This is a genomic window from Pseudomonas sp. VA159-2 (assembly GCF_024126635.1).
In the GTDB taxonomy this organism is placed as follows: Bacteria; Pseudomonadota; Gammaproteobacteria; order Pseudomonadales; family Pseudomonadaceae; genus Aquipseudomonas; species Aquipseudomonas muyukensis.
In genome coordinates this window covers 397,974-410,473 of sequence record NZ_JAMYBV010000001.1, presented here as the reverse complement: position 1 = coordinate 410,473, position 12,500 = coordinate 397,974, and the positions used below count along the sequence as shown (strand labels likewise).

Below are 12,500 nucleotides of genomic sequence, written 5' to 3'. Positions count from 1 at the left end.
CTTGCTCCCGGGAGGACCGCGCTGTAGGGCCCATCCTGGGCCCCAGCGCTTGACGGGCATCCATGCCCGTCACCTCCCTTCGCAAGGCCTGCGTTCGGCCTCCTGAAGTCGCGAAGTTACGGGCGGCGCCTGCGCGGGCGCAGCTGTCGCTCGCGAGTTAAGGGGGTAACCTTCTGATAGCTAGAAGCTAGAAGCTAGAAGCTAGAAGCTAGAAGCTAGAAGCTAGAAGCTAGAAGCTAGAAGCTAGAAATGCCACTCGTAAGTCTAGACCTAGGCTCGGTCGGGGAGGCTGTACCTTGCGCTGATGCGCGGCAGGCAACGCGCTCAAGCCCGCTCCCCGCAAAGGTCCAAGGCAAACCAGTGCTCAGCCGAATCAGCATCCAACCCCGCCCCCAGCAACGCAAACATCTTGCCCAGCGCCGCCTCGCGGGTCATGCCGCCACCGCTGACCAACCCGGTGTCGCGCAGGCGGCTGCCAGCAGCGTAGGTGTCGAACACCACCGCCCCCTCCGGGCACTGGCTGATCGCCGCGATCATCACGCCAGCCTGGCGGGCATCGTGCAGCACGTCGAGCAGCGCCTGGTCGTCGGACGGGCCGGTACCGCTGCCGTAGCACTCCAGCAGCAGGCCACGGATACCACTGTCGAGCAGCCCACGCACCAGCCCCGCGGCAAGCCCCGGGAACACCGGCAACACGGCCAGGCTCACAGGCTGGCGCGGCTGGCGGTAATCCAGGCGTGCCGGCAGCTCTGCTGCCCGTTCGCCGTCGCGCTGGCGCGGTAGCGCCTTGAAGGCGTCGAACGCCTCGCTGCGCAGCTTGGACGCACGGCAGCCATGCAGCAACTGGCCGTGGAAGAACAACTGCACGCCTGGCTCCAACCCGCTTTCGAACAGCTTCAGGGCGCCGACCAGGTTGGCCCAGGCGTCGCTGCCAGGCGCGCCGGCCGGCAGCATGGAACCGGTCAGCAGCACCGGCACCGGCAGGCCCAGCAGCAGGAACGACAAGGCCGCGGCGCTGTAGGCCAAGGTATCGGTGCCATGCAGCACCAGCACCCCGTCATGGCCATCGCGCTCGACCGCCTCGACGATGGCCTCGCGCATCGCCAGCCAGTTGGCCTGCTGCATGTTGGCGCTGTCGATCAGCGGGCTCAGCTCACGCAGCGACCACTGCAGCTTTGGCGCATCGCCGCAGGCGGCAAAATGTTCGCGCATGCGCGCTTCGAAGCCACCGGCCGGCGCCAGGCCTTCGGCGGTCTGCAGCATGCCGATGGTGCCACCGGTGTAAAGGACGAGAAGATTCTTGACTGCACGCATGGAAGCATTCCGTAGCGATGTAGCGAAGGAAGAGGCAGCCGCCCGCGAGCGGGGCGGCTGTGGCAGGGCAGGGTATCAGTGCTGCGCTGGCGCCGGGGCGGCGGCTTTGTCAGCAGCTGTTGCAGCCTGCGGGTTGGCCGGCCAGGCGGCGCGGTCCAGGTCCAGGTCGGTAAACTTGCTGGAATCGAACACCGGCTGCTTGATGCCCGCCTTGCGCTGGTCGTCGTAGTCGCGCATTACGCGCAGGCCGACTTTGAACAGCAGGGCCAGGGCGATCAGGTTGACGAACGCCAGGCAGGTCATGGTGATGTCGGCGAAGGCGAACACCGTCGACAGGTCCTGCATCGAACCCCAGATCACCAGCGCCAGTACCAGGCCGCGGAAGGTCATCAGCACGGCGCGATTGCGGCTGAGGAACTGCAGGCTGTTCTCGCCCAGGTAGTAGTTGTAGAGGATGCAGGTGAAGACGAACAGCGACAGCGCGACGCTGACGAACACCCGGCCCCAGTCACCGACCACCGCGGCCAGCGAGTTTTGCGTCAGGACGATGCCATCACCTTCGAAGCCCGGGGTGTAGAAGCCCGACAGCAGGATCAGCAGCGCGGTGCAGGTGCAGATCACGAAGGTATCCAGGAACACGCTGAACGCCTGGACCACGCCCTGGGCGCCCGGGTGCTTCACGGCCGCCACGGCGGCGACGTTCGGCGCGCTGCCCAGGCCGGCTTCGTTGGCGAACACACCCCGCTTCACGCCCATGACGATGGCGCTGCCGAGCAGGCCGCCGAACGCCGGGTCGAGGCCGAAGGCGCTCTTGAAGATGGTTTCCAGCATCGCCGGCACGTGTTCGATCTGGGTGCCGATCACGTACAGGGTCACGCCGATGTAGGCCAGGGTCTTGACCGGCACCAGCAAGTCGGACACCGCGGCGATGCGCTTGATGCCGCCGATGAAGGTGATGGCCAGCAGCACGGCGAGGACGATGCCGGTGTGCTTGGGGTCGAAGGCAAAGGCGTTCTGCAGCGAGTGGGTCACGGTGTACGACTGCAGGCCGATGAAGGCGAAGCCGTAGGTGACCAGCAGCAGGATCGAGAACACGATCGCCATGCTTTTCAGCTTCAGGCCGTGTTCGATGTAGTACGCCGGGCCGCCGCGGTACAGGCCGTCGCCGTCGGCGCGCTTGTAGACCTGGGCCAGGGTGCATTCGAAGAAGCTGCTGGCCATGCCCACCAGGGCGGTGACCCACATCCAGAACACCGCGCCAGGGCCGCCGAGGGTCACGGCGATACCGACACCGGCGATGTTACCGGCGCCGACACGGCCGGCCAGGCTCAGCATCAGGGCCTGGAACGAGCTCAGTTGGCCTGCCTGGCCGCGAAGGGATTCCTTGAACACACCGAACATGTGGCCGAAGTGGCGGAACTGGACGAACCGAGAGCGGATGGTGAAGTAACCGCCGAGTCCGACGATCAGCACGATGAGGAGTTTCCCCGAAAGGAAATCGTTGAGTGCTTCGAGCATTGAAAAATGACCTCGATTCTTATTCTTCGCGTGGAAAGACCAGCGGACGGCAGGCGCACCGCTATTCATTGGGGGCGCATGGTTGGCCATGACAACTGTGGTTACAATTTCGCGGGTTGCTCCATTTTGGTGCGAGTTGATGCTAGACTGGCATCACTCGCATCATCTGGACCCGTGCATCATGGGCGATCAATTCGCTATCAACCTCAAATTGGCGTGCAGCCATTACCGCTCTATCTCCGAGGTTTGCCGGCAGCTGTCGATCAACCGGGCGCAATTCAACAAGTACCTGAGCGGCCAGAGCCGGCCGACGGCGTACAACCTCAAGCGCATCGGCGACTTCTTCGGCGTCGAGGATTACGAACTGGGGCTGCCGGCCGAACAGTTCGCCCGCCTGATCGGCGCGCGCAACCCCGAGCAGCGTGTCGGCCAGCAGGACGACCCGATCAGTGAACTGTTCAAGCCACTGCATAAAGAAGCGGGCAACCTGTCGCGCTACTGCGGTTACTACTTCGAGTATTCCAATTGCATGTCGGTGCCAGGGTCGATCCTGGTGTCGCTGGTGCATCTGTGGGAAGAGCGCGGCAGTTTCCTGTTCGAGCGCCAGGAGCGCCAGGAGCGCGGCATTGGCAACGACCAGCAGGCCGAGGTGCGCTGCCGCTACCTGGGGGCGGCGTTCCAGTTGCAGGACCGGATGTTCCTGATCGACTACGAGTCGCTGACCCTGAACGAGATGAGCCAGACCATCCTCATCCCCAGCTTCAAGAGCCGTATCAGCCGCCTGAACGGGCTCAAGACCGGCGTATCCAGCGGCGACCGGCGCAACCCGGCCTGCACCCGGGTGGTGTGGGAGTACCTGGGGGAAGAGATCAATCGCATCAACGCCTTCCGCCAAATAAAACTGTACCGGCCGGATGACCCACGGATCGATGACGATATCCGCGATCGCCTGAGCGCGGGGATGGTCAGCAACGGTCTGTTCGAAATCGAATGAACCCTGCGCACACCTTCCTGTAGGCGCCAGCCTTGCTGGCGAAACAGGCGCCGCGGAGCAGGACACGGCGAGGCCGGTATCGCGGGGCAAGCCCGCTTCCACGCCAGTTCCCGGGCTGCCAACAATCAGCGTTCGAGCATGAATGCCGCCACCGCTGCCGCCACCTGATCCGCCACCTCTGGCCGCTCGCGCAGGTGCGCGGCGATGCCATGGTCGCAGTCGGTGAGCATCAGGCATTCGACGTGGGGCGCCGGTACCGAGCGCAACAGTGTATGGGTGACTTCTTCCGGGATAGGACTGTATCGCTCCACCCCTGCCAGCCGCCGGGTGCCCGCCGAGGTCCCCGCGCCCTGGCCATGCACCTTGGAGTTGAGCCCGTCGTATTCGCCGATCACCAGCAGTACCCGGCCCTGGAACTGGCGCAGGAACTCATAGCTGTCGCATTCGAGAAAGGCGAATGGCTTGCGGATGGCCGCCGTGAACGCCGGGCCGAAGGGCGCGGTATGGGCCGCATCGGGATAGACCGCCGGGCAGATCAGCACCAGCTTGCGCACGCTTGGACGTTGCGCCGCCAGCTTCAGGGCGATGGCTGCGCCCAGGCTGTGGCCGATCAAGGTATCGCTGCGGCTGTCGAGGTGCTGGTGAAAGCGCAAGGCTTCATCGAGATTGCTGGCCAGCGAGGCCTCCCGGGCCCCGGGCTCGCTGGCCAGGCTGTGGCCGGACAGGTTGCCGGTCAGCGAGCCGATGCCCTGTTGCTGCAAGCGGTACAGCAGCGGGTTGAGCCGGGTGAAGTCAGAACGCGCACCGCCAATGACGAAGGCGGCTGGCGCTCGCTCATGCGCTGGCAGCAGCAGGCGTGCCTGCTGGCTATAGCCGTCGAACCGTTCCTCGACGAATCGCTCGGTGCCGGGGGCGGGTTCATCGAATTGCCATTGGCTGCGCTGCGGGAGGATCGACTCGGTGTCCATGTGCGTCTCCTTGAACATGCATGGCGCAGTATAAGTAGCTCACAGCAAGGGCGGAACAGCGCGACGGGGCGGACAAATCGACGCGCAACAGGCGCATGGCCGGGCCTGCGTTGGACTTCCCCTGTAGGAAACAGCAAAATGGCCGCTTCCTCCTTCGACCTGAGCGGACCTGTTGACTCTATGCGTATGCGCCTGATGCTGTTGGGTGGTGGCAATGCCCTCGGGCAAGCGCTGATTCGCCTCGGGGCCGAGGAAGACATCGCCTTCCTGGCGCCGCGTCCGCCGGAGCACGGCTGGGACCCGGCCAGCCTGACCCTGCTGCTCGACGAGCAGCGCCCGGATGCTGTCATCAACCTGGCTTATTACTTCGACTGGTTCCAGGCCGAGGCGGTCAGCGAGCCGCGCCTGGCCCAGCAGGAGCGGGCGGTGGAGCGGCTTGCCGAGCTGTGCCAGCATCACGAGATGATCCTGGTGCAGCCTTCCAGCTACCGGGTGTTCGATGGTTCGCGGGCTACCGCCTACAGCGAGAAGGACGAGCCGGTGCCGCTCGGCCTGCGCGGCCAGGCGCTATGGCGCATCGAGCAGAGTGTGCGCGCCACTTGCCCGCAGCATGTGCTGCTGCGCTTTGGCTGGCTGCTGGATGAAAGCCTCGATGGCGCCCTCGGGCGCTTCCTGACCCGCGCCGAGCAACCCCAGGAACTGCTGCTGGCCGATGACCGGCGTGGCAACCCGACGCCGGTGGACGACGCCGCGCGGGTGATCCTCTCGGTGCTCAAGCAGCTCGATTGCCAGGCGCCGCTGTGGGGCACCTATCATTACGCCGGCAACGAGGCCACCACGCCGCTGGCGCTGGGCCAGGCGATCCTGGCCGAGGCCGGGCAGTGGCGCAAGCTGGCTGTGCAGGCGCCGACCGCCCAGGCCCATGCGGCGCGGCCGGATGCCAGCGAAGAGCCGCAACACGCGGTGCTGGCCTGCAAGAAGATCCTTCATACTTTCGGCATCAAGCCGCGTGCCTGGCGCGCCGGCTTGCCGCCCCTACTGGACCGTTTCTACCGACATGGCTGACGCCCCCATCCTGATCACCGGCGGTGCCGGCTTCATTGGCTCCCACCTGTGCGATGCGTTGCTGGAAAAAGGCTACGCGGTGCGCGTGCTCGACGACCTGTCGACCGGCAAGCGCGACAACCTGCAGTTGGGCCATCCGCGCCTGGAGCTGCTCGAGGGCGATGTTGCCGACGCGGCCCTGGTGGCGCGCGCCGCCGCTGGCTGCCAGGCGGTGGTGCACCTGGCCGCGGTGGCCTCGGTGCAGGCCTCGGTGGAAGACCCGGTCAAGACCCACCAGAGCAACTTCATCGGCACCCTCAACGTCTGCGAAGCCATGCGCCTGAGCGGTGTACGGCGGGTGCTGTTCGCCTCCAGCGCGGCGGTGTACGGCAACAACGGCGAAGGCCAGTCGATCGCCGAGGACACGCCCAAGGCGCCCTTGACCCCCTATGCGGTGGACAAGCTGGCCAGCGAGCAGTACCTGGACTTCTACCGTCGCCAGCATGGCCTGGAACCGGTGGTGTTCCGCTTCTTCAATATCTTCGGGCCACGCCAGGACCCGTCCTCGCCGTACTCCGGGGTGATCAGCATCTTCTGCGAGCGCGCCACCAGCGGCAAGCCGATCATGGTGTTCGGCGACGGCGAGCAGACCCGTGACTTCCTGTACGTCGGTGACCTGGTGCAGGTGATGATCCAGGCGCTGGAACTGCCGTCGGTGCAAGAGGGCGCGGTGAATATCGGCCTGAACCAGGCCACTTCGCTCAACCAGCTGCTCAAGGCGCTGGAGCAAGTGGTTGGCAGCCTGCCGGCAATCAGTCATGGCCCGGCGCGTTCGGGCGATATTCGTCATTCGCGAGCGGACAATGCGCGGTTGCTGGCGCGTTTCGCGTTCCCCGCGCCGACGCCCTTCGTCGAAGGCCTGGCGCGGCTGCTGGGCAAGGCCTGAGTCGCCGCTCCTGCAGGCGGCGCGTAGGGCCGGGTATCACGCATGCCGGACCACTCGCCGGCGGCAATCCTCCGGCCCCAGCACCCGCCCATCCTTGGCCCGCACCTGCAGGGTTTCCAAGGGCTGCGCGCGATCATCGAGCAGTTGCGAGCGAGGCTCGCCGGCCTCGAACAGAAACCGCTCCCCCCACTGGCGTAGACCGACCACGACCGGAAACACCGAGCGGCCCTTGTCCGTCAGCACGTATTCCTTGTAGGCGCTGCCATCCGAGGCGGGTTGCTGGACCAGCAAGCCGGCCTCCACCAGCAGCTTCAGTCGTCCGGCCAGGATGTTCTTGGCCAGCCCGAGGTTTTTCTGCAGCTCGCTGAAGCGCCGCAACCCGTCGAACGCGTCACGCAGGATCATCAGCGCCCAGCGGTCGCCCAGCACCTCCAGGGCGCGGGCCACCGGGCATTGTTGGTTGTTGTCATCGAGCATCGGGGACCTCCGTGATATCTGGTTGCAGATTAAAACCAGGTTTGCTAGAAATCCATCATGTGGTTTTAATTTGAAACCAGATTGCCGAGGTATTGCTGATGACCTGCACCTGCTCTGCGCCTCAATCGCTCAGTCGCGGCATGACCCTGTTGCTGGCGGCGGCCTGCGCCTTGGCCGTTGCCACCGTGTACCTGGCCCAGCCGCTGCTGGAGTCGATGGCGGCCAGCTTCGGCATCGACCCCGCCCATGCCGGCCTGGTGGTGGGCATGACCCAGGCGGGTTACGCCCTGGGCCTGCTGCTGATCGTGCCGTTGGGCGATCTGCTCGACCGTCGTCGGTTGATCACTGCCCAGTTGCTGGTCGCGGCCGGTGCCTTGCTGGCAGTGGCGCTGGCCACGCGTTGGGCGATGTTGCTGGGGGCCGTGGCCCTGGTCGGGCTGGTGGCGGTCGTGGTGCAGGTGCTGGTGGCGCATGCCGTCACCTTGGCCAGCCCCGCGCAACAGGGCCAGGCGGTGGGCACGGTCACCAGTGGCGTGGTGCTGGGCATCCTGCTGGCCCGGCTGGTGTCGGGGCTGGTGGCTGACCGGCTGGGCTGGCGCGGTGTCTACTTCGGCGCCGCCGGGCTCACGCTGCTGATGGGCGCGGTGCTGGCCTGGCGCTTGCCCGCGGCCCGAGCGCAAGGCGTGCGGCCGGGGTACTGGGCGTTACTGCATTCGGTGCTGGGCCTGTACCGGCATGACCGGCTGTTGCGCCAGCGCGGGCTGTTGGCGTTGCTGGTGTTCGCCGCCTTCAGCGTGCTCTGGAGCGCCATGGTGCTGCCCTTGAGCGCGGCGCCGCTGATGCTGGATCACACCCAGGTCGGTCTGTTCGGCCTCGCGGGAATCGCCGGCGCCCTGGCGGCATCACGCGCCGGGCGCCTGGCCGATCAGGGGCAGGGGCGGCGCATCACGGGCTTGGCGCTGGGGCTGTTGACCTTGTCATGGCTGCCCACGGCCTTTCTCGAACAGTCGCTGCTGGCGCTGGTGATCGGCGTGTTGCTGCTCGACCTGGCGGTACAGGCGGTGCATGTGACCAGTCAGAGCCTGCTGTTGGCCGGGCGCGGCGAGATCGCCAGCCGCCTGATAGGCGCCTACATGTGCTGCTATTCGGTGGGCAGTGGCCTGGGCGCAGTGGCGGCGACCTGGGTGTATGGCCAGTGGGGATGGTGGGCGGTGTGCGGATTGGGGGCGGGGATCAGCGCGTTGGCTGGGGGCTGCTGGTGGTTCCAGCAGCCTTGGGCAGGCGCCAGCAAGGCTGGTACCTGCGCCAAGGCGTTGCATCAGAACTTGTAGCCGATACCGACCATGTAGACCCATGGGTCGAGGTCGACGTCGACCTTGGTCTTGCCGACGCCCAGGGCAGTCGGGCCGTCGATGGTAGCCTTGGTGTCGATGTCGACGTACCAGACCGCGGCGTTGAACAGCAGGTTGTCGGTGATCATGTAGTCCATGCCCAGTTGGCCGGCGATACCGATCGAGTCCTGCAGCTTCATGTTGCTGAAGCCCTGGGCCTTGCGGTTGCTGCTCAGGTCTTCATCGAAGAACAGGGTGTAGTTGATGCCCACGCCAGCGTAAGGCTGGAACTTCGAGGAAGGGGCCATTGGGTAGTACTGCAGCGACAGGGTCGGCGGCAGTTGCTTGATGTCGGCCAGCTTGCCATCCAGGCCGCCGCCCAGGCCTTTCACGCCAACGGTGTGCTTGAACGGCGTGGCGGCCAGCAGCTCGAGGCCGATGTGGTCGGTGAGCATATAGGCGAAGGCCAGGCCCAGCTGGGTGTCGCTGTCGACGGTTGCCTTGGTGCCCGAGACCTTGGCGCCGTTGAGTTTCAGTGCGCTGCTGTCTTCGTTGGGCGAGACGGTGGCGGCACCCGCGCGGACGATGAAATCGCCAGCCTTGTGGGCGTGGGCAACAGGGGCTGCAAGCGCCAACGCGACGAGCGAGGCACCGAGCAAGGACTTGTTCATGGAAGCTCCCAGAGGACGTGAGTAATCGAGTAGTCCAATGGTACGAAGCTGACTAAACAGAAAGTTTGACCCAGCTCAACGAAGCCACGTCATTGGCTGGCAACAGTGCTCACTTCAGCTCATAGGCGTAGATTTTCTCGGCTTCCATCTGGTAACCGGCGTCGGCCAGTTCGCTGCTGCTTGCCTTGACGTTCAGCGTGCCCTCGATCCAGTACGGCTGGTAGAGGTCCTCGATACGCACGCCCATTTCGCTGAAGATGTGCACGATCTGGTTCGACGGTGGTGGCGGCACGTGGATGCAGGCGCCGTAGTAGGGCACCAGCAGGAATTCGGTGGTGCGGCCTTCTTCGCTGACCTCCAGGGGCACGATGTAGCCGGGGATCTTCACCGCCTGGCCGTCCAGCGCCTTTACCACCGGGGCGTCGGGCGCTTGCTGGCGGGCGGCGGGGGCGGACTCGGCGAGCGCACTGCTGATCTGCGACAGGTCATGCAGCGGCGTCAGTTGCGCTGGGATGACCGGGGCGCCCTCGGGGATCAGTGCGGGCCAGTCCAGTTCGCGAGGTTCCGCCGCCCAGCAGGCAAGGGGCAGCCACAGTAGCGCGAGCAGTATCCAGGCGGGGTAGGCGCGGGCTTGCAGGGTCATGGCATTCTCACAGGTGAATCGACAGGCCATCGGCCAGCGACTGCCGATAGGCGCGCCAGGCTGGCACGCTGCCCATCAGCAGCGCCGCGCCGAGGATGATCGCCAGCAGCGTCCATTCGTGGGTGCTGGGCCAGGCCAGCGGCAGGTACAGACCGTAGTTGGCCTGCACATAGCCTTGCGCCAGGGCGATCCCCGCGTACAGCAAGCCTAGCCCGGCGGCGATCCCGGCCAGGGCCAGGGCCAGGGCCTCCAGCACCAGCAGCCCGGCGATATGCCAGGGCCGCGCGCCCACGGAGCGCAGGATGGCCATTTCCCGGCGGCGTTCGTTGAGGCTGGTGAGGATGGCCGTGAGCATGCCGATCAAGCCGGTCAGCACGACGAACAGCGACACCACGAACAGCGCCTGCTCGGCGGTGCCCATCAGGCTCCACAGCTCCTGCAGGGCCACGCCGGGGAGAATCGCCAGCAGCGGCTCGCCGCGGAACTCGTTGATCTCGCGCTGCAGGCTGAAGGTGGCGATCTTGCTGTTGAGCCCGAGCATGAAAGCGGTGATGGCGCTGGGCTGCAAGTCCATGCTGCGCGCCTGTTCGGCGCTGATGCGCCCGGCGCCGCGGGCTGGCACGCCGTTGTGCCAGTCGATATGGATCGCCTCCATGCCGCCCAGGCTGATGTGCAGGGTGCGGTCCACGGGCGTGCCGGTGCGCTTGAGCACGCCGACCACGGTGAAGGGCTTGTCGTCGTGCTTGACCAGGCTGATGGCGGCGACACCGTGGGCCAAAACCAAGGTGTCGCCCAGCTTGTAGTGCAGCGCCTCGGCGACTTCGGCGCCGAGTACCACCTCGAAGGGGTCGTCGGCGAAGGGCCGACCCTGGTCCAGCGCCAGGTGCTGGCGACGGCCGTACTGGTAATGGCTGAAATAGTCGCCGGTGGTGCCCAGTACCCGGTAGCCCCGGTGCGAGTCGCCCAGCGAGATGGGGATCGCCCACTTCACCCGGGGATCCTGGGCGTAATGCTGGTAGCTGTCCCAGCGGATGTTGTTGGTGGCGTTGCCGATGCGAAACACCGAGTACAACAGCAGGTTCACCGACCCTGAGCGCGCGCCGACGATCAGGTCGGTACCGCTGATGGTGCTGGCGAAGCTGGCGCGGGCTTCGGTGCGGACCCGTTCCACCGCCAGCAGCAGGCACACCGAGAGGGCTATGGCGAAGGCGGTCAGCAAGGCGCTGAAGCGGCGGTTGGCCAGGCTGGCCAGGGCAAGGCGGAGCAGGTACATCAGGCCTCCCGGGGCGTGGCGGCGCGGTTGAGTTCGGCCAGCGACAGGTGACGGTCGAACAGCGGCGCCAGGCTCTGGTCGTGGCTGACGAACAGCAGGCTGGCACCGGCCGCACGGCATTCTTCGAACAGCAGGCGGATAAAGGCCTCGCGGTTGTCGGCGTCGAGCGCCGAAGTGGGTTCGTCGGCGATTACCAGCTCCGGCTGGCCGATCAGCGCACGAGCGGCGGCCACCCGCTGCTGTTGGCCGATCGACAGGCTGTCGGCGCGGCGCGCGAGCAATGCCGGGTCGTCCAGGCCAAGGTGGGCGAGCAATTGGGCGGCGGCCTGGTCGATGCCGCCATGGCGTTGGCAGGCCCGCGCCGCCCGGCTTTTCGAGAAGCGGCAGGGCAGTTCGACGTTCTCGCGCACCGAGAGAAACGGCAGCAGGTTGAACTGCTGGAAGATGTAGCCGGTGTGATCGACACGGAAACGATCGCGGGCACCTTGGCCCAGGCTCGCCAAGTCCTGGCCAAGCAGCTCGATGCTGCCCTGGCCTGGGCGGTTGACCCCGCCGAGCAGGCCCAGCAAGGTGGTCTTGCCGCTGCCGCTGGGGCCCTTGAGGAACAGCGCCTCGCCAGCCTCCAGGCGCAACGCCGGGATATCCAGCAGCGGCGCCTGGCCGGGCCAGGCGAACACCAGGTCACGCAGTTCGATCAGCGGCTGGCCCATTCAGAATGCGACCACGGCCTTGGCAGGCGTCGCCTCCACGCCTTTCTGGCCGTTCGGGCCGATCAGCTGCACGGTGATCTTCTGGGTTTGCGGGAAGGCCTTGAACAAGGGGCCAAGGTCGATCTGGCTGAGTTTGGCCGGGGCCGCGCAGGCCAACTGGTAATGCGCGTTGATGTCGGCGTGGCTGTGGCCGTGTTGCTCGGAGGCTTCGAACAGCGGGCTTTGCAGCTCCTGGGCGTCGTCCTTGCAGGCGGCGGCTGGGGCCAGGCCGAACAGTGTCAGCGGTTGTTCCAGTTGCTGGCGGGCGGCGGCGACCTTGGCCTTATCGGCGGCGCTGCTGGGGGTGTGCTCGAAGCCGACCAGGTTCATCGCGGGGCTGTCCAGCTCAAGCTCCAGGGTGTTGCCGTCGAGCACCGCGTTGAGTTTGGCCACGCCGTGCTCATGGGCGCCGAGGGTGCCATGGGCATGGTCGTGATCATGGTCGTCGTGGGCATGGGCCACGGCCAGGGGCAACAGGGCGAAGGGCAAGGCGAGCAACAGACGACGCATGGACGACTCCAGGGGCGGCTTGGAATGATTTGGTAATGTTATAACAACTTTTATTTGTCTCG

13 protein-coding genes are annotated in these 12,500 nt (G+C 66.1%); 4 read left to right on the top strand and 9 right to left on the bottom strand.

The window, feature by feature from the left end:
* Positions 1-324: 324 nt before the first annotated feature.
* Positions 325-1,314: an asparaginase gene (locus NJG22_RS01855; protein ID WP_253092058.1), complete on the bottom strand. Its 990-nt coding sequence runs from the start codon at positions 1,312-1,314 to the stop codon at positions 325-327.
* A 75-nt stretch (positions 1,315-1,389) separates the two neighbouring features.
* A complete protein-coding gene (locus NJG22_RS01850) occupies positions 1,390-2,832 on the bottom strand; it encodes an alanine/glycine:cation symporter family protein (protein WP_253092056.1) in 1,443 nt (480 codons plus the stop codon).
* A gap of 181 nt (positions 2,833-3,013) precedes the next feature.
* On the opposite strand from NJG22_RS01850, the gene NJG22_RS01845 reads away from it, so the two are divergent.
* Positions 3,014-3,826: a helix-turn-helix transcriptional regulator gene (locus tag NJG22_RS01845; protein ID WP_253092054.1), complete on the top strand. Its 813-nt coding sequence runs from the start codon at positions 3,014-3,016 to the stop codon at positions 3,824-3,826.
* 125 nt (positions 3,827-3,951) lie between these two features.
* Here NJG22_RS01845 and NJG22_RS01840 read toward each other — a convergent pair whose 3' ends face one another.
* Positions 3,952-4,794: an alpha/beta hydrolase family protein gene (locus NJG22_RS01840; RefSeq protein ID WP_253092052.1), complete on the bottom strand. Its 843-nt coding sequence runs from the start codon at positions 4,792-4,794 to the stop codon at positions 3,952-3,954.
* Between the two features lie 180 nt (positions 4,795-4,974).
* Between NJG22_RS01840 and NJG22_RS01835 the strand changes: the two genes are divergently transcribed.
* A complete protein-coding gene (locus NJG22_RS01835) occupies positions 4,975-5,859 on the top strand; it encodes a sugar nucleotide-binding protein (RefSeq protein WP_134692760.1) in 885 nt (294 codons plus the stop codon).
* Positions 5,852-6,784, top strand: coding sequence for an NAD-dependent epimerase/dehydratase family protein (locus NJG22_RS01830; protein WP_253092050.1), 933 nt, complete (start codon positions 5,852-5,854; stop codon positions 6,782-6,784). Before NJG22_RS01835 ends, NJG22_RS01830 begins: the two co-directional genes overlap by 8 nt.
* Before the next feature lie 36 nt (positions 6,785-6,820).
* Here the strand turns inward: NJG22_RS01830 and NJG22_RS01825 are convergent, their stop codons facing one another.
* On the bottom strand, positions 6,821-7,261 hold the full coding sequence (locus tag NJG22_RS01825; protein ID WP_253092048.1) for a helix-turn-helix domain-containing protein: 441 nt from the start codon (positions 7,259-7,261) through the stop codon (positions 6,821-6,823).
* 98 nt (positions 7,262-7,359) lie between these two features.
* Here NJG22_RS01825 and NJG22_RS01820 point away from each other — a divergent pair, with 98 nt between their 5' ends.
* Positions 7,360-8,592 (top strand): MFS transporter, encoded by a 1,233-nt coding sequence (locus NJG22_RS01820; protein WP_253092047.1) that lies wholly within the window; start codon positions 7,360-7,362, stop codon positions 8,590-8,592.
* On the opposite strand, the gene NJG22_RS01815 is transcribed toward NJG22_RS01820, so the two are convergent.
* From NJG22_RS01815 to NJG22_RS01795, 5 genes are all read right to left on the bottom strand, one after another.
* Positions 8,580-9,263, bottom strand: a complete 684-nt coding sequence (locus tag NJG22_RS01815) for an OmpW family outer membrane protein (RefSeq protein ID WP_134692756.1) — start codon at positions 9,261-9,263, stop codon at positions 8,580-8,582. The two genes, NJG22_RS01820 and NJG22_RS01815, sit on opposite strands and share 13 nt — an antisense overlap.
* A gap of 109 nt (positions 9,264-9,372) precedes the next feature.
* Complete coding sequence (locus NJG22_RS01810) at positions 9,373-9,906, bottom strand: DUF3299 domain-containing protein (RefSeq protein ID WP_253092046.1); 534 nt, start codon at positions 9,904-9,906, stop codon at positions 9,373-9,375.
* 7 nt (positions 9,907-9,913) lie between these two features.
* Complete coding sequence (locus tag NJG22_RS01805) at positions 9,914-11,179, bottom strand: ABC transporter permease (protein ID WP_217850618.1); 1,266 nt, start codon at positions 11,177-11,179, stop codon at positions 9,914-9,916.
* A complete protein-coding gene (locus NJG22_RS01800) occupies positions 11,179-11,889 on the bottom strand; it encodes an ABC transporter ATP-binding protein (protein ID WP_253092044.1) in 711 nt (236 codons plus the stop codon). Before NJG22_RS01800 ends, NJG22_RS01805 begins: the two co-directional genes overlap by 1 nt.
* Positions 11,890-12,438 (bottom strand): DUF2796 domain-containing protein, encoded by a 549-nt coding sequence (locus NJG22_RS01795; protein ID WP_253092042.1) that lies wholly within the window; start codon positions 12,436-12,438, stop codon positions 11,890-11,892. It lies immediately after the preceding gene.
* Between the last annotated feature and the right edge of the window lie 62 nt (positions 12,439-12,500).

What these genes read in the sequence shown, in the direction of transcription:
- NJG22_RS01855 (WP_253092058.1), bottom strand. Translation starts at nt 1,314, where the DNA reads ATGCGTGCAGTCAAGAATCTTCTCGTCCTTTACACCGGTGGCACCATC.
- NJG22_RS01850 (WP_253092056.1), bottom strand. Translation starts at nt 2,832, where the DNA reads ATGCTCGAAGCACTCAACGATTTCCTTTCGGGGAAACTCCTCATCGTG.
- NJG22_RS01845 (WP_253092054.1), top strand. Translation starts at nt 3,014, where the DNA reads ATGGGCGATCAATTCGCTATCAACCTCAAATTGGCGTGCAGCCATTAC.
- NJG22_RS01840 (WP_253092052.1), bottom strand. Translation starts at nt 4,794, where the DNA reads ATGGACACCGAGTCGATCCTCCCGCAGCGCAGCCAATGGCAATTCGAT.
- NJG22_RS01835 (WP_134692760.1), top strand. Translation starts at nt 4,975, where the DNA reads ATGCGTATGCGCCTGATGCTGTTGGGTGGTGGCAATGCCCTCGGGCAA.
- NJG22_RS01830 (WP_253092050.1), top strand. Translation starts at nt 5,852, where the DNA reads ATGGCTGACGCCCCCATCCTGATCACCGGCGGTGCCGGCTTCATTGGC.
- NJG22_RS01825 (WP_253092048.1), bottom strand. Translation starts at nt 7,261, where the DNA reads ATGCTCGATGACAACAACCAACAATGCCCGGTGGCCCGCGCCCTGGAG.
- NJG22_RS01820 (WP_253092047.1), top strand. Translation starts at nt 7,360, where the DNA reads ATGACCTGCACCTGCTCTGCGCCTCAATCGCTCAGTCGCGGCATGACC.
- NJG22_RS01815 (WP_134692756.1), bottom strand. Translation starts at nt 9,263, where the DNA reads ATGAACAAGTCCTTGCTCGGTGCCTCGCTCGTCGCGTTGGCGCTTGCA.
- NJG22_RS01810 (WP_253092046.1), bottom strand. Translation starts at nt 9,906, where the DNA reads ATGACCCTGCAAGCCCGCGCCTACCCCGCCTGGATACTGCTCGCGCTA.
- NJG22_RS01805 (WP_217850618.1), bottom strand. Translation starts at nt 11,179, where the DNA reads ATGTACCTGCTCCGCCTTGCCCTGGCCAGCCTGGCCAACCGCCGCTTC.
- NJG22_RS01800 (WP_253092044.1), bottom strand. Translation starts at nt 11,889, where the DNA reads ATGGGCCAGCCGCTGATCGAACTGCGTGACCTGGTGTTCGCCTGGCCC.
- NJG22_RS01795 (WP_253092042.1), bottom strand. Translation starts at nt 12,438, where the DNA reads ATGCGTCGTCTGTTGCTCGCCTTGCCCTTCGCCCTGTTGCCCCTGGCC.